The 21,802-nt window shown below is 62.6% G+C and carries 18 protein-coding genes and 1 riboswitch; of the genes, 8 read left to right on the plus strand and 10 right to left on the minus strand.

Going from position 1 to position 21,802, the window contains the following annotated elements:
- The first annotated feature begins 2 nt into the window (after positions 1 to 2).
- Positions 3 to 827, plus strand: a complete 825-nt coding sequence (locus tag G522_RS0113455) for a TrmH family RNA methyltransferase (RefSeq protein WP_026791495.1) — start codon at positions 3 to 5, stop codon at positions 825 to 827.
- 39 nt (positions 828 to 866) lie between these two features.
- Here G522_RS0113455 and G522_RS0113460 read toward each other — a convergent pair whose 3' ends face one another.
- From G522_RS0113460 to G522_RS0113475, 4 genes are all read right to left on the minus strand, one after another.
- The gene (locus G522_RS0113460; protein ID WP_342663900.1) at positions 867 to 1,142 is read right to left on the minus strand and encodes a YegP family protein; all 276 of its coding nucleotides are present in this window, start codon (positions 1,140 to 1,142) and stop codon (positions 867 to 869) included.
- Between the two features lie 395 nt (positions 1,143 to 1,537).
- Positions 1,538 to 2,053, minus strand: a complete 516-nt coding sequence (locus G522_RS0113465) for a GNAT family N-acetyltransferase (RefSeq protein ID WP_026791497.1) — start codon at positions 2,051 to 2,053, stop codon at positions 1,538 to 1,540.
- A 1-nt stretch (position 2,054) separates the two neighbouring features.
- Positions 2,055 to 2,621, minus strand: coding sequence for a helix-turn-helix domain-containing protein (locus G522_RS0113470; protein WP_026791498.1), 567 nt, complete (start codon positions 2,619 to 2,621; stop codon positions 2,055 to 2,057).
- An 87-nt stretch (positions 2,622 to 2,708) separates the two neighbouring features.
- Positions 2,709 to 4,064: an MFS transporter gene (locus tag G522_RS0113475; protein ID WP_026791499.1), complete on the minus strand. Its 1,356-nt coding sequence runs from the start codon at positions 4,062 to 4,064 to the stop codon at positions 2,709 to 2,711.
- A 409-nt stretch (positions 4,065 to 4,473) separates the two neighbouring features.
- On the opposite strand from G522_RS0113475, the gene G522_RS0113480 reads away from it, so the two are divergent.
- Both G522_RS0113480 and G522_RS26775 read left to right on the plus strand, forming a co-directional pair.
- Positions 4,474 to 6,009, plus strand: a complete 1,536-nt coding sequence (locus G522_RS0113480; RefSeq protein WP_026791500.1) for a YifB family Mg chelatase-like AAA ATPase — start codon at positions 4,474 to 4,476, stop codon at positions 6,007 to 6,009.
- 212 nt (positions 6,010 to 6,221) lie between these two features.
- On the plus strand, positions 6,222 to 8,681 hold the full coding sequence (locus G522_RS26775) for an ATP-binding protein (RefSeq protein WP_051228610.1): 2,460 nt from the start codon (positions 6,222 to 6,224) through the stop codon (positions 8,679 to 8,681).
- Positions 8,682 to 8,762: 81 nt separating this feature from the next.
- Here the strand turns inward: G522_RS26775 and G522_RS0113490 are convergent, their stop codons facing one another.
- The 3 genes from G522_RS0113490 to G522_RS0113500 form a co-directional block, all read right to left on the minus strand.
- Positions 8,763 to 9,731, minus strand: coding sequence for an ABC transporter permease (locus tag G522_RS0113490; RefSeq protein ID WP_026791501.1), 969 nt, complete (start codon positions 9,729 to 9,731; stop codon positions 8,763 to 8,765).
- Between the two features lie 27 nt (positions 9,732 to 9,758).
- A complete protein-coding gene (locus G522_RS0113495; protein WP_026791502.1) occupies positions 9,759 to 11,291 on the minus strand; it encodes a sugar ABC transporter ATP-binding protein in 1,533 nt (510 codons plus the stop codon).
- Between the two features lie 179 nt (positions 11,292 to 11,470).
- Positions 11,471 to 12,457, minus strand: a complete 987-nt coding sequence (locus G522_RS0113500) for an ABC transporter substrate-binding protein (RefSeq protein ID WP_026791503.1) — start codon at positions 12,455 to 12,457, stop codon at positions 11,471 to 11,473.
- 789 nt (positions 12,458 to 13,246) lie between these two features.
- On the opposite strand from G522_RS0113500, the gene G522_RS0113505 reads away from it, so the two are divergent.
- The gene (locus G522_RS0113505) at positions 13,247 to 14,158 is read left to right on the plus strand and encodes a GntR family transcriptional regulator (RefSeq protein WP_026791504.1); all 912 of its coding nucleotides are present in this window, start codon (positions 13,247 to 13,249) and stop codon (positions 14,156 to 14,158) included.
- On the opposite strand, the gene G522_RS0113510 is transcribed toward G522_RS0113505, so the two are convergent.
- Positions 14,152 to 14,994 (minus strand): fumarylacetoacetate hydrolase family protein, encoded by an 843-nt coding sequence (locus G522_RS0113510; protein WP_026791505.1) that lies wholly within the window; start codon positions 14,992 to 14,994, stop codon positions 14,152 to 14,154. The genes G522_RS0113505 and G522_RS0113510 overlap by 7 nt on opposite strands.
- A 185-nt stretch (positions 14,995 to 15,179) precedes the next feature.
- Between G522_RS0113510 and G522_RS0113515 the strand changes: the two genes are divergently transcribed.
- Together G522_RS0113515 and G522_RS0113520 are read left to right on the plus strand one after the other, a co-directional pair.
- On the plus strand, positions 15,180 to 16,037 hold the full coding sequence (locus G522_RS0113515) for an amidohydrolase family protein (RefSeq protein ID WP_026791506.1): 858 nt from the start codon (positions 15,180 to 15,182) through the stop codon (positions 16,035 to 16,037).
- A 49-nt stretch (positions 16,038 to 16,086) separates the two neighbouring features.
- On the plus strand, positions 16,087 to 16,449 hold the full coding sequence (locus G522_RS0113520; protein WP_036839254.1) for a cupin domain-containing protein: 363 nt from the start codon (positions 16,087 to 16,089) through the stop codon (positions 16,447 to 16,449).
- Between the two features lie 145 nt (positions 16,450 to 16,594).
- Here the strand turns inward: G522_RS0113520 and G522_RS30635 are convergent, their stop codons facing one another.
- Positions 16,595 to 17,365 (minus strand): cold-shock protein, encoded by a 771-nt coding sequence (locus G522_RS30635; protein WP_026791508.1) that lies wholly within the window; start codon positions 17,363 to 17,365, stop codon positions 16,595 to 16,597.
- A 537-nt stretch (positions 17,366 to 17,902) separates the two neighbouring features.
- Between G522_RS30635 and G522_RS0113530 the strand changes: the two genes are divergently transcribed.
- Entirely contained in the window at positions 17,903 to 18,286 is a 384-nt protein-coding gene (locus G522_RS0113530) for a DUF2852 domain-containing protein (protein WP_245586663.1), read from the plus strand.
- Positions 18,287 to 18,475: 189 nt separating this feature from the next.
- A complete protein-coding gene (locus G522_RS0113535; RefSeq protein WP_245586654.1) occupies positions 18,476 to 19,141 on the plus strand; it encodes a M48 family metallopeptidase in 666 nt (221 codons plus the stop codon).
- Positions 19,142 to 19,156: 15 nt separating this feature from the next.
- Here the strand turns inward: G522_RS0113535 and G522_RS26780 are convergent, their stop codons facing one another.
- Positions 19,157 to 21,385 (minus strand): transglycosylase domain-containing protein, encoded by a 2,229-nt coding sequence (locus tag G522_RS26780; protein WP_245586655.1) that lies wholly within the window; start codon positions 21,383 to 21,385, stop codon positions 19,157 to 19,159.
- A gap of 133 nt (positions 21,386 to 21,518) precedes the next feature.
- Positions 21,519 to 21,722, plus strand: a riboswitch (cobalamin riboswitch).
- Positions 21,723 to 21,802: the final 80 nt, after the last annotated feature.

Consider the following 21,802-nt stretch of genomic DNA (forward strand, 5'->3'; position numbering starts at 1 on the left):
CCATGGCCGACAGGGAAAAGGCGCCGGGCGCCGTCCGGCAGATCACCTCGCTGACCAACCCGCTGGTCAAGGATATCCGGGCACTCGCCATGAAGAAGGTGCGCGAGGAAACGGGCCGCTTCATCGGCGAAGGGCTAAAGCTGGTCACCGACGCACTAGAAGAGAACTGGCCGATTGCCGCCATCGCCTATGCGCCGGCGGTGCGCGACCAGCCACATGTCGCCAAGGCTGCCGCCGCCGTGCGGGCGCGCGGTGGCGACGTGCTCGAGATGGGCGAAGCTGTCCTGGCCAAGATCACCCATCGCGACAATCCGCAGATGGTGGTCGGCGTATTCGGCCAGCGATTGAAGCCGCTTGCCGAGGTCAAGGTCGGCGAAGGCGAGGTTTGGGTGGCGCTCGAACAGGTGCGCGATCCCGGCAACCTCGGCACCATCATTCGCACGGTGGATTCAGTGGGCGCCAAGGGCGTCATTCTCATCGGCGAGACCTGCGACCCCTTTTCCTTCGAGACGGTGCGCGCCACCATGGGGTCGCTGTTCCATGTGCCGTTGGCGAAAACCAACCGTGATGCGTTCCTCGCCTGGGCGAAGACGACGGGCATCCGTCTCGTCGGTACCCATCTCAAGGCGACGCACGACTATCGCAAGGTCGAAAGCCGGGCGCCAACGGTGCTGGTGATGGGCAACGAACAGGCCGGCATGACCGAGGAGATGACGGCGGCCTGCGACGTCCGGGTCAAGATCCCGATGGCCGGCCAGGCCGACAGCCTCAATCTGGCAGTGGCGACCGGTGTCATGCTCTATGAACTGCGGCGCGGGTTATTATAAATTCGGGACTCCGTTTGGTAGCGAAGTCCCGAATCTTATTTAGTACGCGGAAGCGAGCTCAGTGGGGAACCAAACAGGGCTACTGTGAGAGCTCTTCATGATCTCAATGCTGCGTTCGCAATCAGATCTCTTCTGATAGCCTTCGCTACTTACGGCGATCGTCTTGGCATTGGATGCCTCGTAAGACCAGCGCCATTCGCCTCTGGCGTCCTTATACATCCAATAGGAGGGGTAAGTGCGTACTGCCATGATCAGCTCCTTGGCTTTATGGCACAATGCCGAGCTTGACCACGGACTCCATTTCTGATTCAACATCAGTGCGTAAAGTCGCGTCCTGCGCCCGGCATCACCGTTGCAGGATTTATCAGAATCGCCGCAATTCCTTGGTCGGGGTGCGGCGATTCTTTTTAGTCAATACTAAGTGAAATCAAAGCGAACTATAGAGTCAAGCCTGTCGCGCCTGTGCGTCAAGATATTGAGGCTATAAGTCGATTATTTTCGTGTTTTTATCTTTTATTATCAATGTATTATTAGTGCTTGTGCATAAGTTGGTTGCAGGAGCGCGCATACGATATGTAGCGGCTCTAACCCTAAGGACGGCGTCGCTTTATGAGCGAATCGAAGAGGTCAAGAACCGGCGCTCTCTTTTTCAATTTAGGCGTTACTTCCATTCTTGGCTACGACCTCAAAAATTGCAAAACATCTTCATATTAAAGCTCCTTGTAATAATAGAGCGTGCCGGTGTAGCCGCCATGCGGCTTCAGCGCGTAGTTGGGAATCTCGCCGGCAAGGCGGAAGCCGCAGCGCTCGTAAAGCGGCCCGGCGCCGCCATCACTCGCCGTGTCCAGCACGATCAACGTCCGTCCCTTGGCGCGGGCGATCTGCTCGGCGGCACCGATCAGCGCCGTGGCAATGCCCCGGCCTCGATAGCTCGGCCGGGTCATCATCTTGGCAAATTCCGCCCGATGCGGCTGGTTGGGCGGGCAGTCAAGAAGCAGCGTCAGCGTACCGACCAGCATCTCGCCGTCAAAGGCACCCAACACAATGCGCTGACCACCGTCGGCAGCGCCAAGCGATCCTCGCCAGAACGAGCGGGCATCGTCCAAGGCGAACGGATGCATGAAGCTGACCGAGCCGCCGCCCGCCACCGTTTCGACGATCAGGGCGGCAAGCGCATCGACGGTAGCAGCATTGAGGCCGAGCGGATGAATGGTGATGTCCGACATGTCAGCTCCTCGTCAGCGCCACCACATAGCGGGCGGGCGCGGCGCTCTCGTTTGAAATGGTGACCTCGGCTGGCGGTCCGAAGCCGAGGCAATCGCCGACCGAAAGCAGATGGCTGCCGTCCGGATCAGTGACGACGAGCTCACCCTCCATCAGCCAAACCACCTGACGAATGAAGGCGTAGGACGCCGCCGGCAGTACGGCGCTTTTCCCGGGCGGCATGGTGACCTCGACGATCTCCAGCGGGTGATCGGGACGGATGAACACCTGCCGCCGTAGGTAGCCGGTATCGGGGTCGCGCCAGACCGACTGATCGGCCGCTCGCACCAGGCGGTCGGCGCCGGCTTCCGCCCGCACCAACAGGCTGGCGAGTGTCAGGTCAAAAGCGGCGGCGAGGCGGACCAATATGCCCGCGGTCGGCGAAGCATCGCCGCGCTCGATCTTGGAAATGGTGGCCTTGCCAACGCCAGAGCGTGCAGCAAGGTCGGCTAGTGACCAGCCGCGTCTCTCCCGCTCAAGGCGGATGCGGGCGGCAAGTCGGGCGCTGGTGTCGTCTTCAAAAGTGCTCATACGTCTCTTATAGGAGACGATAGGCAGGGATGGCAACAAAAAAGCGGCCGCCTAGGCGACCGCTTTCAGGAGGGATTCTAGCTTTGTTCAGGCGTCGATGTCGACGCCGCGGGTCTCCTTGCCGAGAGCGAGCGCCACGAAGGTAAGGCCGGCCATGACCGTCAGGTAGACACCGACCCAGAATGGGCTGCCGGCGCCGTAGGTCCAGAGCGCTACGGCAATGAACGGCGCCACGGCGGCACCGAGAATCGACGAGACATTGTAGGAAATTCCCGAGCCGGTGTAGCGCACGTTGGCCGGAAACAGCTCGGGCAACAGGGCGCCCATCGGGCCGAAGGTCATGCCCATCAGCGTGAAGCCGACGATCAGGAAGGCCATCACGCCAAAGCTGCCGAGCGACAGGATCGGCACCCAGAGAAGACCGAACAGCATGATGGCGGCGGTGACCCACAGCAGCGTGCGCCGGCGGCCCCAACGATCGGCCCAAGGGCCGGACACCATGGTGAAGATGCCGAAGAACACCACGCCGACGATCATCATCATGACGAAGGTGCGGTAGTCGTAGCCGAGGCCCGGCACCGGTGCCGTGGTGGCGGCGCGGCCATAGCTCAGCGAGAAGGTGGTCATCAGATAGAACAGCACGTAGGTCGCCAGCATGTAGAAGGTGCCGAGGATCAGCGCCCGCCAGTGGTGGCGCACGGCATCGGCCATCGGCAGCTTGCGCACCTTGCCGGATTTGACCGTGTTCTCGAAGGCAGCGCTTTCCACCAGGCTGAAGCGCACCCACAGCCCGACGATCACCATGACCGACGAGAACAGGAACGGAATGCGCCAGCCCCAATCGAGGAAGGCGATCGACGGCCGCGTCGGATCATCGGACGGCAGCGCTGCCGAGATGATCAGGAACAGGCCATTGGCGATGATGAAGCCGATTGGCGCGCCGAGCTGCGGGAAGGTGCCGTAGAAGGCGCGCTTCCCGACCGGTGCATTCTCAGTGGCCACCAACGCCGCGCCGCTCCACTCGCCACCGATGGCAAAGCCTTGCGTCAGGCGCATCAACACAAGGAGAAGCGGCGCAAACCAGCCGACTGAGGCGTAGGTCGGCAGGCAGCCGATCAGGAAGGTGGCGATGCCCATGGTCAAGAGGGCAGCGACCAGCGTCACCTTGCGGCCGCGCTTATCGCCGAGATGTCCGAAGAACACCGCGCCGAGTGGCCGGGCAACCATGGCAGCGCCAAAGATGGCGAAAGAGGAAAGCAGCGCCGTAGTGTCGTTGCCGGCCGGAAAGAACAGATGTGGGAACACCAGCACGGCTGCCGTAGCGTAAACGTAGAAGTCGTAGAATTCGACGGTGGTACCGACGAGGCTGGCGAGAATGACGCGGGCGCGCGAGTTGCCGGTGCGGATAGCGCCGGACGAGCCGGCGAGGGTGGTACTGGACATGGCTTTCCGTTCGTCTGTGGCATCCCTCCGAAAGGCAAAACCCTCGGCGACAGCGGATGAAAAACAAGGATACGGAGCAAAAGCCTCCTTTCGGGCCGGTCGGCTTCTGCTCTTCGTGGTGATCCGGCAGAACGCGGAACACGACGCGAAGCGAACCTATTAGCCGAAGGTCGTATTCATGTTAAGCGACGCCAAGCGTTTTCGGAAATTTTGTTGCGCATGGCTGCCATGTTGAGACCGAACCGTTCGTCAATGCCGGTGGTTTTGAAAGAAAGCAGACAATGTCCTCGCGGGCCAGTGTCCAGCTTATAGCTGATGACAAGAACAGACGAGCCCTCTTTGTTCCCTTCTCGTTCTTGACAGACAGGCGGGCATCCGCTTAGGTTGTGTTGGTTCGAGGGGACGAATAATGGTCGCGCACGTCAGGACCGTTTGCTTTCAGGGCGTCGAGGCGACGCCTGTGGATGTTCAGGTCCACATGGGACCGGGTAGGGTCCTGTTCAATATTGTCGGTCTCGGCGACAAGGCTGTCACTGAAAGTCGCGAGCGGGTTCGTGCGGCGTTGGCCGCCTCCGGCCTCGCCTTGCCAGCCAAGCGCATCACCGTCAACCTGGCGCCGGCCGACTTACCCAAAGAGGGCAGCCATTATGATCTGCCCATCGCGCTCGCCATCATGGCCGCCATGGGCGCTCTGCCGGCTGACGCTCTTGCCGACTGTATCGTGCTCGGCGAGCTTTCCCTCGACGGGACCATCGCGCCGGTGGCCGGCGTGCTACCCGCCGCGATCGCCGCCAACGCCGAGGGGCTGGGCTTGATGTGTCCGCGTTCGTCCGGCCCCGAGGCGGCGTGGGCTGATGGCGAAATGCCGATTCTCGCACCGATCAGCCTGATCGCCGTCGTCAATCACTTCAAAGGTACGCAGGTATTGTCGCGGCCCGAGCCGAAGGTGGCCGACGCCAGCGCATCGTTGCCAGATCTTGCTGACGTCAAGGGTCAGGAAAGTGCCCGTCGAGCCCTCGAAGTTGCCGCCGCTGGTGGTCATAACCTTTTGATGATTGGTCCGCCGGGGTCTGGCAAGTCGATGCTGGCGAGCCGCCTGCCCTCCATCTTGCCGGCATTGACGCCGCAGGAACTGCTCGAAATCTCGATGATCGCCTCGATCGCCGGCACGCTGGCCGATGGGCGGCTGTCCGACCGCCGGCCGTTCCGCGCGCCGCACCATTCGGCCTCGATGGCCGCGCTGGTGGGCGGTGGCGTGCGGGCAAAGCCGGGCGAGATCTCGCTGGCCCATCGCGGCGTGCTGTTTCTCGATGAGTTGCCTGAATTCAACCCGGCGGTGCTCGACAGCCTGCGCCAGCCGCTGGAAACCGGCGACGTGGTGATCGCCCGCGCCAACAACCGCGTCACCTATCCGGCCCGCTTCCAGCTGATTGCCGCCATGAATCCCTGCCGCTGCGGCCTCGCCGGCACGCCGGGTCATACCTGCCGGCGCGGTCCGGCCTGTGCCGCCGAATATCAGGAACGCATCTCCGGCCCACTCCTTGATCGCTTCGATCTCACAGTCGAAGTGCCGGCGGTGTCGGCATCCGATCTGATCGGTGCCCGTCGAAGCGGTGAACCGTCGTCGGCGGTCGCCGCCCGGGTCGCGGCGGCGCGGGCGGTCCAGTCCGAACGCTACGCCTCGCTCGGACTCGGCACGTCGGTCACCAACGCTACGGCGCCGGCGGCGGTGATCGACGGCGTAGCCGAGCCTGACAACGCTGGCCTGGCGTTGTTGCGGCAGGCCGCCGAACGGTTGTCCCTGTCGGCGCGCGGCTATCATCGGGTGCTGAAGGTAGCCCGCACACTGGCCGATCTCGATGGTTCGGAGGATGTCGGCCGCCTGCATATCGGCGAGGCGCTCGCCTATCGCACCGGACCCGACCGTCGGGCGCGAGCCGCGTGATGGACGGCTGATAAATAGGTCGGATCGGCAGCACAAATGGGCCTAGTTGACAGCCCGGCGTTGTATCTCGCGCCGGAAATCTCACAATTTCACCGGACCATCAACTGATTGGCAACCTTGCCGGCCTAGCCTTCTCGTGCCCTGTCGAGATCGGCGGAGCCGGTGCCGTCCTCTCAGGAGCGCCGCATGACCGCGCCGCACCCGGGACGGATATGACCGGCCAACAGCACACTTCGCCCGAGGATACCTCGTCGCCGCGTCTGTTTTTCGGACGGCTGAGCCTGCCGCGCGCGCGTTGGCGCCGCCTGCTGTTCGTGACCGCCGCGGGGCTGGCGCTCACCGCCGCCGCCATAACAGTCCTTTGGTCGCTTTTCGCTTCGCCGCTGCTGCTCGCCGCCATCGGGGTTCTTGCCATTGGTGGCGGGTTGTTCGAAGCCGGCCGTCGTTCGGCACGGCGCGATCTTGGCCGTCTCTACGATGCCGCAGTGGGTTCCGTTGACGAGGGCGACGCCGTCGGCGATCTGGTCATCCGCCGCGATGCGGCCGGCCGGATCATGTCGACCAATACGGCGACGACGGCCCGGCTCGGCCAGCCCCCGGGCGCTTTCATCGGTCTCGACTTTTCCACTTTCGCCGCCGATCTCGCCGCCGGCGAGCTGTTCGCCGCCTCAGATGTGGTCGCGCATGACGCTCGACAGCTGCGTGCCGATCCTTGGCAGCAACTACGCCGCCGCCTGACGGCGCTCGCCGCATTGTCAGGCCATGGCGTCGGACGACAGGGCCCCAGCCATTTGTCCGGCGATATCTCGATTGAAACGGTCGATGGTCCCCGCTGGTTTTCCTTTTCGGAAACACCGATCGTCGAGGATGGCAGGGTGATGGGGACCCGTACGCTCGGTCGCGATATCACCGAGCGCAAGGCGATCGAGGCGGCGCTTGAGAAGACCCGCGATGAGGCGGAGGCGGCAAGCGCTGCCAAGAGCCGCTTCCTCGCCGTGGTCAGTCACGAAATCCGGACGCCGCTCAACGGCATCCTCGGCATGACCGCTCTGATGCAGAAGACGTCGCTGTCGGCCGAGCAACGCACCTACGCGCGTGCCATCGAAACATCCGGTGAAGCACTGCTCACGCTGATTGAAGACCTTCTGGATTTCTCCAAGATCGAGGCCGGCCGGCTGAGCTTGCAGCCCGAGCCAACCTCGCTCGCTACCATCGTCGAGGACCTCGTCGAACTGATGGCGCCACGCGCCGAAATGAAGGGCATTGAGCTGGCAGCCTATATCGATCCGCGGCTGGACCGGCTTGTTCTGGCCGACCCGATCCGGGTCCGGCAGGTGCTTTTCAACCTGGCTGGCAATGGCATCAAGTTCACGGCCGAGGGTGGCGTCGCTATCGAATTGCAGATGATGGACGAGGGGGAGGGCGCGGTCGGCGTGTCCTTCCTGGTGCGCGACACGGGTATCGGAATTGCCGAAGCCGACCAGCAGCGCATCTTCGGCGAGTTCGAACAAGCCGATCCCGGTCCGGCTCGCGCCCATGGCGGCACCGGCCTTGGCCTTGCCATCGCCCGCGAGCTGACCCGGCTGATGGGCAGCGATATTCGTCTGGTGTCGGCGCCCGGTGAGGGCGCAAGCTTCAGCTTCACGCTGCGCTTCCCCCTGGCCGAGGCGAGCGCGCCCGTGGGTGCCGCAACCTTGCCAACGACTGCCCCCATGAAAGTGCCTGATGACAACGAGGGGCAGCTTTCGGGCGGTGCCGTCGGCGCTCGTGCCGCCCTGGCGCTCCTGGCAGCCAGCTTTGCAACCAAAGATCATCCGACGGAGCCAACTGCGGCTGAGCCGGCCGATCGCCGCTTCGCCGGCCGCCGCATCCTTGTCGTCTCGCATGCCCTTATTGAAGGGCCGTTCCTGATCCGTAGGCTATTCGATGCCGGTGCCGACGTGACGCTGGCCACGCAGAAGGACATCGAACAGGAGGTTGTGGGGTCCTGGCAGCCGGATGCCGTTCTCATCGATGCGGCCGCCGGCGATCCGCTCGCCGTGATCGAGCGTATCCGCGCCTTCTCGGCGACGCCGGTCGGTGTGCTGATCACCGCGGCCGAGCGGCCGATGCTGCCCGAACTGCAGGCCGCCGGCTATGGTGCCTATCTGGTCAAGCCTGTCAGGGCTCGCTCTCTTTCCGCCGTTATCGATACGCTGCTCGGCCATGGCCAGTTTGCGGCCGCCGCCGAGCCGGTGCTCACGGAGCCGACAGCGCCAGCCCATCGGCTTTCAGTCCTGCTCTGCGATGACAATGAGATCAATCTTCTACTCGGCCGTGCCCTGGTCGAGCGAGCCGGCCACGCCGTCACGCTTGGGACCGACGGTCAAAAGGCACTGACCGCTACCGCTGCCATGCTCTCCTCCGGCGGCAGCTTCGACGTGGTGCTGATGGATCTGCACATGCCGGAGATGGATGGAATTGAGGCGGCGCGTCGCATGCGGGCGATGATCGCCGACCGCGGCGGCCATCAGCCGGTCATTGCTGCGCTGACCGCCGACGCGCTTCCCGAAACGAAGGCCCGCTGCGAAGAGGGCCTGTTCGACGCCTGGCTGTCAAAGCCGTTGAGGCCGGCCGATCTTGAGGCGCTGCTGGAGGCGAGTGCCAGAGGCGACGTCGCCCACGCTTCCTGAGAGATCGATCGTAGAAATGAAAAAGGGAGGCGGGACCGTCGGGTCTCGCCTCCCTTTTTTGTTCGCACTTGCGGCCCGGTGTTATCCGCGACGGCGGCGCAACTGGTCGAAGTAGACGATCAGGATGATCAGCAAACCGGTGATGATGCGCTGCCAGAACGAGTTGACGTTCAGGAGATTGGCGCCGTTGTTGATTGTCGCGAGAATGAAGGCGCCGATCAGCGGACCGTGCACCGAACCGATCGCGCCGAACAGCGAGGTGCCGCCGATCACCGATGATGCAATCGCCTGCAGCTCCCAGCCGTCGGCCTGCATCGCGTTGCCGACGCCGATACGAGCGGCGAGCAGCAGGCCGACGAAGGCCGCGCAGGTCGAGGACAGCGTATAGGCAAGGTAGACGGTCAGCTTGACGTTGACGCCGGAGAGGCGAGCCGCCTCCATGTTGGAGCCGACGGCGAAGATATAGCGACCATAACGGCTGTGATGGAGGAAGATGTAGGCCGGTATGCCGACCAGGATCACCATCCAGAATAAGTTTGGCAGCCCCACGAAGTCGTTGCGCGAGAATTCCGTGAAAGTGTCGTTGACGATGTTGATGGTGGCGCCGTTGGTAACCAGCAGACCGATGCCGCGCAGCGAGGTCAGCGTTGCCAACGTGATGATGAAGGGTGGCAGCCCCATCTGTACAATGCCGAAGCCATGAAACATGCCGATGGCGACGCCGACGGCCAGCGTGACGATGATCGTCGTCGTGATCGAAAAGTCGTGGGTCAACAGCCAGGCAGCGATAACGGTACAGAAGCCGACCACCGCGCCAACCGAAAGGTCGATGCCCGTTGTAATGATGACGAAGGTCTCGCCGACGGCCAGGATGGCGATCATCGAACCCTGACGCATCAGGTTCATGATATTGGCTTCGGTCAAAAAGCTCTTGGTCGTCAGGCTGAGGACGATGCACATGGCAAGTAGAAGCCCGATCAGCGTCAGGCCAAACAACCAGTTAGCGTTGCTTTTGCGGACGACCGTCGCCGTCTTGGTATCCGTGGACATGAATTTCCCCCCGTGAACGTTCCTCGTTCACACACCGATCGCTTCGGACAGAATTTCCTCATGGCTCGCCGTATGATAGGCGTGCCGGGCGATATCCTCGCCACGACGGAAGACATGCAGCTCGTCGGCGAGCTCGTAGACTTCCGGCAGGTAGGACGAAATCAGAATGATGCCGGCCCCTTCGGCAAGCAGACGGGCGAGCAGGCGATAGATCTCCGCCTTGGTACCGACATCGACGCCAACGGTCGGTTCATCGAAGATGAACAGCCGAGCGCCGTGGTTGAGCCACTTGCCGATGACGATCTTCTGCTGGTTGCCGCCCGACAGCGACGATACCAACGCCCCACGACCGGATGTCTTGACCTGAAGGTCGGCGATCTGCCGATCCGCTCTCTGACGGTCGGCCGAGAACGGCACCAGACCGGCCATGGTGATATGGGAAAAGATCGGCAGGTTGAGATTGAAGCCGACAGGCAAATTGATGCAAAGACCTTGATCGCGACGGCTTTCCGGAGCGAGCGCAATGCCAAGGTCCATCGCCTGGCGTTCGGAGCGGATGTCCACTTCCTTGCCCTGCCAGAAAATGCTGCCCCCGGTTTTGCGTTGGCGACCGAACAGCGACATCACGAATTCCGAACGCCCGGCGCCAATCAACCCGTAGAGACCAACGATCTGGCCGGCGCGGACACTGAGCGACACGTCGTGAAAGCCCGGTCCGCTGAGGTTCTTCGCCTCGAGCAGCATCTCGCCAGCCTGGAAGAACTCCTTGTGATAGATCTGCTCCAGCGAGCGGTTGATCATCAGCGAGATCAGCTCGGTTTCGTTGGTTTCGGAGGTCACGCGGGTGCCCACCAGCGTGCCGTCGCGCAGGATGGATACCCGGTCCGACAGCTCGAAGACTTCCTCGAGGCGGTGGCTGATGTAGACGATGGTCACGCCACGCTCTTTGAGGCGACCGATCAGTGCAAACAGTTGCGCCGCTTCGGTGCGGGTGAGGTAGGCGGTCGGTTCATCGAAGATCAAGAAGCGGGTACCGCGGATGGCGGCGCGGGCGGTGGCGATCAGCTGCTGCTGGCCGATGGTGAGGTCGCCGAGCAGGACATGCGCCGGAAGCTGGAAGCCGAGATCATCGAGGATAGCCTGCGCCCTGCGGGTCATCTCGCCCTTGCGGAGGAGGCCAAAGTTAACGTCTTCATCGCCGAGGAACATATTGGCGGCGACCGTCAGGTGACGGCAGAGCACCACTTCCTGATGGACGGCATTGATGCCAAATTCGATGGCTTCGTGGGGTGTGGCGAGCCCTACCGGCTGGCCTTCCCAGAAAACCTCGCCTGAAGTGCGCGTTATCACGCCGGTCAGGAGCTTGATGAGCGTCGATTTGCCTGCACCGTTCTCGCCGACGATGGCGTGAATTTCACCTCGGGCAAAGCTGAGATCGGCGGGTTTCAGCGCGTGGGTGGCACCGTAGCGCTTCTCAAGGCCGCGCAGTTCGAGAATGGGAACGCTGGCGGCGGCGACGGCCGCTTCGGCCATCTGCCCGTGGAGATTGGTTTCGATCATGATCGACCCGCCTCAATTGGAAATGCAAGGCATGCACCGCCGCGGTTCCCGGCCGAGCCGGCAACACTGGCGCGGGCCACGGCCTGGCTCGCATGAGAAGGTGCCGGACATGAAGTCCGGCACAGCGTCTCCAAACATCCGGAGACTCCATTCGGGGTCTCCGGACGCCGGAGCTTTGCTTACTTCACTTTCGGATACAGCAGTTCCTGGGCGCGCGGCTCATTCATATTGGCCGTGGTCACCAAGTTGGCACCGGTGTCGACGAAGGCTTCCACCTTCTCCTTCTTGACGGCGGCGAGCGCCGTCTTGATGCCGTCGTAACCCATGCGATACGGGTCCTGCACGACCAGCGCGTCGATCACGCCGTCCTTCAGGAAGCCGACCAGCTTGTCGTCGTTGTCGAAACCGATCAACCCGACCTTGTCGCCGAGCTTGTTCTCGGCGATCGCCTGACCAGCACCCTGGGCGGCGATCAGGTTGGAGGCAAACACGCCCTTGAGGTTGGGATTGGCGGTCAGAAGGTCGGTCATGATGTTGAGGGCGGTGGTCGCCTGACCGTCGCCGACCTTGTCGGCTACCAGCTTGAGACCGGGATACTTGGCGGCCAGTTCTTCCTTGAAGCCCTTGGCGCGCTGCTCCAGCGAGCCGGCGCCGGGCAGGTTGGTGATGAGAGCAACGTCGCCCTCCACCTTGCCGCCATTGGCGGCGCCGATCGCAGCGGCAAGACCATCGGCGGCAATGCGGCCGCCCTGGACGTTGTCGGTGGTCAAGAACGAAGTGAAGGCCTTGGAGTCGGCGGCCGAGTCGATACCGATAACCGGCACGGACTTGGCGGCTTCATCGATTGGCTTGCCGAGCGCTTTGAATTCGGTCGGCGCTATGACGAGAGCGTTGGCACCCGAAGAAACGGCATTTTCAATGATCGAGATCTGGCCGTTGATGTCGGCTTCGGACTGAGCGCCGAGCTCAGGCACGTTCACGCCAAGATCGGCGCCAGCCTTGCGGGCACCGGCCAGCACGATCTGCCAATAGAAGGAGGTGGTGTCCTTGACGATAATCGGAATCGTGTAGTCTTCCGCCTGGGCGGCAACCGGCGCGACGGCCGACAGCGCGACGGCGCCAGCCAATGCAACAAGCGTGCGACGTGTAATGCCAACTGCTTTCATGGTGCGATCCTCCCGAGATCAACGTCGCTTCGAAAAATACCGATCCAAGCTCCTCAGCCTTCGGTCTTTATCGATAAAAAACAGCGACGGATGACAATTATCCGAAACTCCTCACCGGCGCAAGGCCCGCAGACATGGGGCTACCGACCCTTTGGTCGACATTGCCTGCATTCCTAACCTCACCGGTAAACCAAGCAGGACCAGAGCTTCTTACATCATTTCATGTAAAAACGAAACGAACTTGTTCCACCATCTAGACCATCTTCCGTATTTTCCAATTCTCAGAACATTTCATATCGTTTCAATATGAACCAAACGATTATTTATCAATATGTTATCGATCGACATCGACTTTGGTCCAATATGACGTCTAGAACGTTTATTCTCCAAATGGTTTGAAAGAGGTTGTAGATTTCATTCTGACGGCTCATTGCCGATGTCCGCTATATCTGGAATGCTGTCATTCGAGGATGTTGAGTCGATGAAATGGCAGATGAACAGGCCGAAAGCACCGCGCCTGACCCAGGATAAAGCTCCTCTCCCTTTCCCGTAGGTGACTGCAAAAGATCAATTTCGTTTCATGTTCTTTGTCGATAATGTGCAGGCCTCTATGCGACCCCGAACCAGGGCAGTGTCCCAAGGGCCGGGCTCGAGCGCCGGTCTTTGCGGCGAATCGGCCTGGAAACTTATGGCCTTCCTGCGGGCGGAGACATGAAGCAAGCGATGAGGCGGACAATATAAGTCCGCCCGGGCTTCGCTCTTCGGAGCGCAGCCAAAAAAGAGGTGAACATGCCGAAGCAGAATACCGTCTTCAAAGACGCTTATAACAGGTGCTTACGGTTGCTGGTGGTGGGCGAGAGTCTGCCCTCCGAGCCGGAGCTCTGCACCCTGCTCGGTGTGTCCCGGACGACGGTTCGCTCCATCCTTTCGCAAATGGTCGAAGCTGGACTCATCGAATGGAACAAGCGCTCCAAGGCCGTGCAGCGACCGCCGGCCAAGACCGACTTTTTCCCAGAGCATGAAACCAATCCCCTGTCGGAGGTGATCGAGCGCACCTTCATGAAGCGCATCCTGATGGGAGGCGCCGAACCGGGCTTGCAGATCAATGAGTTGGAGCTTGCTCGCGAAATAGGTGTCGGTACGACCTCCGTGCGCGAGTTTCTGATCCGCTTCAGCCGCTTCGGCCTCATCGAGAAGCGTCCGAACAGTCACTGGGTGCTGAAGGGGTTCACCCGGCAGTTTGCCGAAGAACTGATCGACGTCCGCGAGATGTTTGAACTGAAATCGGCTGCCGCCTTCGTTAACCTGCCGACTGACGATCCCGCCTGGACCGAACTGGAGGTCCTGCGCCGTGCCCACGTCGAGGTGCTGGCCGACATAGACAGTCGTTATCTGGAGTTTTCCGAGCTCGACGACCGCCTGCACCGGCTGATCCAGCAAGCGTCCGGCAACCGCTTCATCGTCGATTTCTACGATATCATCGCCATCGTCTTCCACTATCACTACCAATGGAACAAGTCGAACGCCCGCGAGCGCAATGGCAAGGCGATCCTTGAACATCTGGACTATATCGAAGCATTGAAGACGCGCCGGCCGGAAGCCGTCGAGGCCGCCTGCCGGCTTCATCTTCTATCGGCGCGCATGTCGCTGATGCAGTCGCTGCCGCCTGCCGCCTTGGCGGCGGCCGAGGTCGTTCAATAGGCAGCCACCTTCTGACGCTGCTCGCCGAGCCCTTCCACGGAGAGACGCAAGACGTCGCCGACCTTCAGGAACTCAGGCGGTTTGCGGCCCATGCCGACGCCCGGTGGCGTGCCGGTGGTAATGACGTCGCCCGGATCGAGCTGCACGAAACGCGACACGTAAGATACCAAAGTCCGAACGCCGAACACCATGGTGGCGGTGTTGCCGCGCTGGCGTGGTGCACCGTTGAGATCAAGCTCCATGGCAAGCGCCTGGACGTCGGCAATCTCGTCCGGCGTGACCAGCCAGGGACCGAGCGGACCGAAGGTCGGGGCGCTCTTGCCCTTCAGCCACTGGCCCGTACCCTCCATCTGGAAGGCGCGCTCGGAGACGTCATTGCACAGCACGAAGCCGGCGATGTGGTTGAAGGCGTTGGCCTCTTCTACCTGCCACGCGGTTTCGCCAATGACGATCGCAAGCTCCACCTCCCAGTCAAGCTTGGTGGCACCCGGCGGGATCAGGATGTTGTCATGTGGGCCGACGATGCAGTTGGGCGCCTTGCTGAACAACAGCGGCTCGCGCGGCACCGTGCCGCCCGTTTCCGCGGCGTGGTCGGCGTAGTTCATGCCCACCGCGATGAAATTGCGCGTACCGGCTACCGGCGCGCCGAGACGCGTCCCTTCCGGCACCAGGGGCAGGCTTTCCGGATCGATGGCGGCGAGAGCTGCCAGCGAGGCCTTCGACAGCGCGGCGCCCGAGAAATCGGCGACATGAGCCGAAAGATCGCGGTAACGGCCGGCGGAGTCGACGACGCCGGGCTTTTCGGCGCCGACAGCGCCGTGGCGAATGAACTTCATGAGGATCATCCTGAAAACAAGCGGTTCTCGCTTCTAGCGCAGGACGTCGCCGCCGGGAAGGCGGCAAGCTGCCGATCGCCATGCCGATTGGCGGCGCTTGCAACCTTCGTCGGGCTCCTGAGCCCGCTTTTTTCCTTTACTGTCCCGGCGTAACCGACCGCCATCCTTTGTCTGCCGAGGCCCCAATGAGCGTTCCGACGCGCCTGATCGATACGCATCTGCATCTCATCTACCGCGATCAGTTGACCTACACCTGGCTGGGCAGCGAACCGACGCTGTCCCGGCAAGATTGGACCTACGAGCTTTATGGCGCCGAAGCGCATCCGCTCGGCATCACCGACTGCCTTCACATGGAAGTCGACGTTGCCGAAGCCGACTTCGATCGCGAGACCGAGTTCGTTCGCGGTCTTGCTGAAAACCCCGCTCGCCATATTCGCGCCGCCATCGCCAACGCACGGCCGGAAAATGTCAGCTTCGCCGCAGAGGTCGATCGCGCCCGCGCCGACCCTTTCGTTCGCGGTTTTCGCCGGATTCTGCACGTGGTGCCAGACGCTGTTTCGCGATCGCGCACCTTCAAGGAAAACGTCAGCCGCCTCGCCGGCACCGGCCTCACCTTCGACATCTGCGTTCGTCCCGACCAACTCGGAATTGCTGCTGAACTCGTCGATGCCTGTCCAGGCGTCGCCTTCGTGCTGGATCACTGCGGTGGTGGTTCGGCGTCGCGGCCGGAACTGTTTACGGCCTGGAAAGCCGCCCTTGGTGAGCTTGCCCGCCGGCCGGGCATCGTGGCGAAGGTATCCGGCGTCATTGGCACGGTCGGCGAGGGCTGGACGTTGAGCGACCTTAGGCCCGTGGTGGAAACTACCATCGAGGCCTTCGGCTGGGATCGCGTGGTCTGGGGAAGCGACTGGCCATGGTCAGCTCAACGGGCCACGCTCAGCGACTGGATCGAAGCCACCCACCGTCTAGTCGAAGGGGCAAGTGAGACGGAACGGGAGAAGCTGTTCTACCGTAATGCCGCCCGCGTCTACGGGATCCGCTGACGCTCGCACGCGATCTGGTGTAGCTTTGGGCAGAAGGGGGAGGTTCGCCATGGACGACGATGTGCTTTTCCTCGGCTTCGATCTCACGGCCGTTGAGCCGGAGGATGGCGGTCCCGACCCCGATCGGATCATCAAAGGCAATCCGCGGAGCCGGACCTGGCTGGTCGAAGAGCGTGATGCCGAAAAGCTTTATTCAGGCGTTTGGGAGTCAACCCCCGGTGCCTGGCGCGTCGTTTATGACGAATGGGAGTTTTGTTCCATCCTCTCCGGCATATCCATCATACATGAGGACGGCAAGGAAGCACCCCATGTGCTCAGAGCCGGCGACAGCTTCATTCTGCGGCCGGGCTTCTCAGGCATCTGGGAGGTGGTTGAAACGACGCGCAAGCTTTTCGTGGTGCGCATGCCGTAAACCCGATTTCCGAGGGGATAGCCTGAAATTTTGCCGGCTTCACCTGCGAAGCGGATGGACGCATGGAACGGCGCCTTGCGCACCAAAAGCTTACGGGCGGCGACACAGGATGTCGCCGCCCGCAACTGTAAAAGCCGTGCTGGGATCAGTCGAGAAGACTGATCTCGACCGCCTCACGCCCCTTCGGGGTTTCGACGATCTTCATGGCGACGCGCTGCCCATCGGTCAGCGGCCCCATGCCGGCCGACTGCAGAACGGAGATGTGGACGAACACGTCCTTGCCACCGTCCTCGCCGGCCACGAAGCCGAAGCCCTTCTCAGGGTTGAACCACTTGACGGTACCGTCGAGCGGGATCGCCTGGGAGGTATCGACCGACCGACGCGGCGGGCGCGGGGCACCGAAACCACCGCCGCCGAAGCCACCACGGTCACCACCGAAGCCGCCGCGATCACCGCCGAAGCCACCACGGTCGCCACCGAAGCCGCCCGAGCGCGGACCACGATCACCACCACCGAAGCCACCGGGACGCGGGCCACGCGGTGCCTGCGGCGTCGCGGTCGATTCATCGACCTCGAGCACCTTGACAACCTGCTTGCCCTTGGCGCCCTGGGCCACCTGGACCTTCAGCGTCGCACCCGGCGGTACGCTGTCGCGTCCCAGAGACTGCAGCTGGCCGATATGCAAGAAGGCATCGCCCGAACCGTCAGTCAGCGCGGTAAAGCCGAAACCCTTCTCTGGGTTGAACCAGGATACCGTCGCCTCGACCACCGGGCCGGTCGGCGGGGCGCTGTCATACGGCGACGGGCCGCCGAAACTGCGCGCCGGCCGCTCGGGACGAGCGTCGAACGACGGCATTATGTCGTCATCAAATCCGCCACGCCGCCGCGGCGGGCGGAAATCCTTACCCTTACCCATTCTGTCTTCTCATCTCCGCCAAAACATAGCCCCAGATCGATGCCCGCGGAGAGCTGCACCGAACCAGCTTGTTCAAAAGAGCTATTCCACCGCCGAATTCGTCTTTTACCCGGCACATCGCACCATCGCCTTGGCAATGATACGCCAGACCGCCCGCACTTCAGAACCGCTCCACCCCTAGTCATACCACAGATGTTAGCGTTTTTGCTGCTTGAAAATCGCGCCGATGGGCGTTCGGCGGGTCACTTTTTGCGTTTTTTTACGTGCTTGACGCACCGTGTGCGCCGACCAAAGGCGAGGATGACCACGAATCGCCAATAGTAGCGATGCCCTCAGAACCGAGCTCACGAAGGATGGCTCGCCATCGACTGGTCGAATCGTTCCGTGTGCGGCGGTGCCTTTTCCGCAAGGTCAGAACGGTTCCAGGGTCCGCTTCAAAAAAGTCCTCGTTCACCCTTGAAGGCGGCTTTGACCGAGACCACTTCGTTATCGTTGTTCGGAACGCTCCGAAAGGGAAGAAAAATGAGAAGCTGCGTGATGAGGCCCGGCTTTCATCCGCTATCTATTGCGGCGATGATCGTCGGTTTCGTGATCTTCTGGCCAGTCGGCCTGGCAGTACTTGCCTATATACTTTGGGGGGATCGCATGCGCGCCCGCTGGAACGACCTTCGCCCCGATCTCGAGCGTGCCGCCCGTCGGGCCGGCTTCGAGCGTGGCGGTTTCCATAACTACCGAGCCGGCTCGACCGGCAACACGGCCTTCGACGCCTACCGCGAAGCGGAGTTGAAGCGCCTGGAAGAGGAGCGCGCTGCCCTCGATCGCATGCGCGACGAGTTCGACGAATTTCTCGCCAACCTGCGTCGTGCCAAGGACCAGGAAGAGTTCGATCGCTTCAAGGCGGGCCGCAACCCGGCTGTATGACGCACGTCTGATCCGGATCCCTCCACGACCGGCAGACCGACAGGCCCTCGCGCCGACCAGGCGCGGGGGCTTTTTCATGGATGCCGTCGCCCTTACACTTCGACAATGCCGATTCGTCTCCCTTTCCTTCAATCGCCCGAAAAGAAGCGTTCGGCGCCCGCGAGCTTTCCGATTCTCGCTGGCGAACGCATGGTCGACGTTACGGTGCGGCGGAACGCGCGTGCCCGCCGCTACACGCTACGGCTCGACCGGCGCGGTGATGGCGCGATCGTCACGATCCCGCGTCGCGGAACGCTGATGGAAGCCAAGGCCTTCGTGGCTCGCCATGCCGACTGGATTGCCGAACGGCTGACCGCTCGACCTGACTTGCCAGAAGTGCCGACTGCCGTCCCGATCCGCGGTGTCGTTCATCAAGTCCTCTCCACAGGCTCGCCGCGCGGCGGGATCCGCATAGTCGCGCTTGACGCTGGTCCGGCGATCGAGATTCCCGGCGAGGCGCCGCATGTTCGCCGTCGCCTCACCGATCACCTGAAAAAAGAGGCGCGGGCCGATCTTGTCGCAGCCGTGGCGCGGCACGCCGAAGCGCTCGGTGTCCGACCCACGGCAATCCGCCTTAAGGACACGACCTCGCGCTGGGGGTCGGCATCGGCGCGGGGCGTGCTCGCCTTCTCCTGGCGCCTCGTCATGGTGCCGCCCTTCGTTCTCGACTATGTCGCTGCCCACGAAGTGGCCCATCTCAAGGAAATGAACCACTCCGATCGCTTTTGGGCGATCTGCGAAAGACTTTGCCCAGCCACGGACGCAGCCAAGGCTTGGCTGAAAAAGAATGGGGCCGGCTTGCACCGGCTGCCCTAACGATCTGAGACCAGTTCAGTTTCCAAACAGTCGCTGCAACAGGCCCTTTTCCTCGGGACTCGGCTGAGTGACGGGCACGTTGAGCGGCGGGTTGGGCTGGGCGTTCGGCAGTTGCGGGCCTTGCATCGGCAATCCGTCTGTTTGGGCGAATGTAACGCCGACATTGGTCGGCGGTGGCACCAGCTCGACGCCCGGCAGTGGCCGCACCGGCAGCTCGCGGGTGGCCTCCGTCATGAAGCGGTTCCAGAGCAGAGCGGTCAGCGCGCCGCCAGTGGCTTTCTTGGTCGGCGTGTTGTCGTCATTGCCGAGCCACACACCGGCTGTAAGACCGTTGGTATAACCAATGAACCAGGCGTCGCGGAAATCCTGGCTGGTGCCGGTCTTGCCGGCCACCGGACGGTCTGACAGGAGCGCCTTTTGTCCGGTGCCGTCGGTGACGACCGCTGACAGCATGCGGTTCATGGTGCCGACCGCTACGTCGGATACCACCCGCCCCGGGCCGTCGCCCTGGCGGTGGAACAGCACCTTGCCGTCCTTGGTGCGAATATCCTCGACGAGATAGGGAATGATGCCCCAGCCGCCATTGGCGAACGGCACATAGGCGGCGGTGATCTCGAGCGGCGTCACCTCGCCGGTGCCGAGGGCGATTGACGGATTGTCGTGAAGCTGGCTGACGATGCCGACGCGGCGGGCGGTCTGCACGACATTCTCGGGCCCAAGCGTGGCGGTGAGGCGGGCGGCCACCGTGTTGAGCGAACGGGCCAGCGCCGTCGTCAGCGTCACCGGACCGAGATACTCGTTTTCATAGTTCTTCGGTGACCAGCCGTTGATGGAGACCGGTTCGTCGACCACGATGGAATCGGGCGTGAAGCCATGTTCGATGGCGGTGAGATAGACGAAGGGTTTGAAAGCCGAGCCTGGCTGGCGCCGGGCCTCGATGGCACGATCGAATTGGCTGGCCGCATAATCCTTGCCACCGACCAGTGCCTTGACGGCACCGTCGTTATCGACGGCCACCAGCGCGCCTTGGCTGGCTTTGTATTTGACGCCCTCCTTGTCGAGCGTCGTCCTGACGGCAGTCTCCGCCGCTGCCTGCATGTGAGCGTCGATGGTGGTGGTCACGACGATGTCGGTGCGATAGCGCGCAACGTAGCCGGGCAGCAGGTCCATCACCCAGTCGGCAACATAATTGGCAGCCGACCCGCTCTTGGCCGGCGAGGACGGTGCACCCACCGCGGTCGCCCGCGCCGCTTGGTCGCGGCTGACGTAGCCTTCGTCGACCATGGCGGCGAGCACCACTTTGGCTCGCGCGGCGGCCAGCTCCGGTGAGTTGGTCGGCGCGTAGCGCGACGGCGCCTTGAGAAGACCGGCAATGGTGGCGGCCTCGGCCAGATTGACGTCGCGGGCCGACTTGCCGAAATAACGCTGCGCCGCCGCGTCGACGCCATAGGCGCCGGCGCCGAGATAGACTCGATTGAGATACATCTCCAGGATCTGCTGCTTGGAGAAGCGCCACTCCAGCCAGAGGGCGAGCACCGCCTCCTGCAGCTTGCGCTCCAGCGTACGGTCGGGCTGCAGGAACAGGTTTTTGGCGAGCTGCTGGGTCAGCGTCGAACCACCTTGCACCACCGTGTGGGCAAAAAGATTAGTGACCAGCGCGCGGGAAAGGCCAATCGGATCGACACCGAAGTGATGATAGAAGCGCCGATCTTCAATGGCCACCACAGCCTCGGGCAGGAAGGGCGACATCTCCGACAGCCGCACTTCCTCACCGCCGGTATCGCCGCGATTGGCGATGATGGTACCGGAGGCATCGACGATCTCGACATTGGGCGGCCTCGGCGGCACTTTCCAGTCGTCGATCTGCGGCATCGTGGCGACGGTGTAACCGATGACGCTGCCAACGCCGATCAGGCCCCAGACGCAAAGCACGATGCCCCAGTAAACCAAGCGGCCGAACAACCCCATTCCCGATCGCCGGCCCCGTTTCGCTTTGCGCTTGGGGGACTTGCGGCGGCGCGGCTGCGGTTCGGCCATCTCCGCCTCCTCGCCCTCATAGTCTTCGTCGTCAAAGCGGGGCTCGATCCGCTCGGATCGCGATGATCGACCGCTGTGGGAGTTGGGCAGGCTTTTGGGCGGCGTGAAGCGGTCGCCGTCACGAGCGGAAAAATCGCCCTCGCGGGACGGCGCCTCAAACGTCGGCTCGGCCCGCTCGCGTCGGATATTCCGTTTGTCGCCCCGCATTGTCCGCCGCAACTCCTTCGGTGTGGGCCACGTCGCCCATGGAGCATCCGATTCACCCTAAATGAGGCGGTTTAAGGGGGCGTAAAGGATAACCTCATTTGCCGCTCGGTTGACTTTGGCTCGCAACAAGCCGCAAATGGCCGGGCGCGACGGTCCCTCCTCCCGGAGGAGGGCGAAAGAGGGAACGCGGAATCGGGATCATCCCGAAAGCCGCGGCTGCCCCCGCAACTGTGAGCGGCGAGCCGGATGCTCAGCGTGCCACTGGTCGAATGACCGGGAAGGCCGTGTCCGGCGGTGAACCGCGAGCCAGGAGACCTGCCGCCGCGCATGTGTGTCAGGACCGCCGGTGGGGCGGGAAAGGACTTATCATGGCGCTTGCTTCGGCGGCTTTTGGCCGTCGCATATTGACGTTTTCAG

The organism is Pleomorphomonas oryzae DSM 16300, assembly GCF_000422965.1.
GTDB classification, from domain to species: Bacteria; Pseudomonadota; Alphaproteobacteria; order Rhizobiales; family Pleomorphomonadaceae; genus Pleomorphomonas; species Pleomorphomonas oryzae.

What these genes read in the sequence shown, in the direction of transcription:
- G522_RS0113455 (WP_026791495.1), top strand. Translation starts at nt 3, where the DNA reads ATGGCCGACAGGGAAAAGGCGCCGGGCGCCGTCCGGCAGATCACCTCG.
- G522_RS0113460 (WP_342663900.1), bottom strand. Translation starts at nt 1,142, where the DNA reads ATGTTGAATCAGAAATGGAGTCCGTGGTCAAGCTCGGCATTGTGCCAT.
- G522_RS0113465 (WP_026791497.1), bottom strand. Translation starts at nt 2,053, where the DNA reads ATGTCGGACATCACCATTCATCCGCTCGGCCTCAATGCTGCTACCGTC.
- G522_RS0113470 (WP_026791498.1), bottom strand. Translation starts at nt 2,621, where the DNA reads ATGAGCACTTTTGAAGACGACACCAGCGCCCGACTTGCCGCCCGCATC.
- G522_RS0113475 (WP_026791499.1), bottom strand. Translation starts at nt 4,064, where the DNA reads ATGTCCAGTACCACCCTCGCCGGCTCGTCCGGCGCTATCCGCACCGGC.
- G522_RS0113480 (WP_026791500.1), top strand. Translation starts at nt 4,474, where the DNA reads ATGGTCGCGCACGTCAGGACCGTTTGCTTTCAGGGCGTCGAGGCGACG.
- G522_RS26775 (WP_051228610.1), top strand. Translation starts at nt 6,222, where the DNA reads ATGACCGGCCAACAGCACACTTCGCCCGAGGATACCTCGTCGCCGCGT.
- G522_RS0113490 (WP_026791501.1), bottom strand. Translation starts at nt 9,731, where the DNA reads ATGTCCACGGATACCAAGACGGCGACGGTCGTCCGCAAAAGCAACGCT.
- G522_RS0113495 (WP_026791502.1), bottom strand. Translation starts at nt 11,291, where the DNA reads ATGATCGAAACCAATCTCCACGGGCAGATGGCCGAAGCGGCCGTCGCC.
- G522_RS0113500 (WP_026791503.1), bottom strand. Translation starts at nt 12,457, where the DNA reads ATGAAAGCAGTTGGCATTACACGTCGCACGCTTGTTGCATTGGCTGGC.
- G522_RS0113505 (WP_026791504.1), top strand. Translation starts at nt 13,247, where the DNA reads ATGCCGAAGCAGAATACCGTCTTCAAAGACGCTTATAACAGGTGCTTA.
- G522_RS0113510 (WP_026791505.1), bottom strand. Translation starts at nt 14,994, where the DNA reads ATGAAGTTCATTCGCCACGGCGCTGTCGGCGCCGAAAAGCCCGGCGTC.
- G522_RS0113515 (WP_026791506.1), top strand. Translation starts at nt 15,180, where the DNA reads ATGAGCGTTCCGACGCGCCTGATCGATACGCATCTGCATCTCATCTAC.
- G522_RS0113520 (WP_036839254.1), top strand. Translation starts at nt 16,087, where the DNA reads ATGGACGACGATGTGCTTTTCCTCGGCTTCGATCTCACGGCCGTTGAG.
- G522_RS30635 (WP_026791508.1), bottom strand. Translation starts at nt 17,365, where the DNA reads ATGGGTAAGGGTAAGGATTTCCGCCCGCCGCGGCGGCGTGGCGGATTT.
- G522_RS0113530 (WP_245586663.1), top strand. Translation starts at nt 17,903, where the DNA reads ATGAGGCCCGGCTTTCATCCGCTATCTATTGCGGCGATGATCGTCGGT.
- G522_RS0113535 (WP_245586654.1), top strand. Translation starts at nt 18,476, where the DNA reads ATGGTCGACGTTACGGTGCGGCGGAACGCGCGTGCCCGCCGCTACACG.
- G522_RS26780 (WP_245586655.1), bottom strand. Translation starts at nt 21,385, where the DNA reads ATGCGGGGCGACAAACGGAATATCCGACGCGAGCGGGCCGAGCCGACG.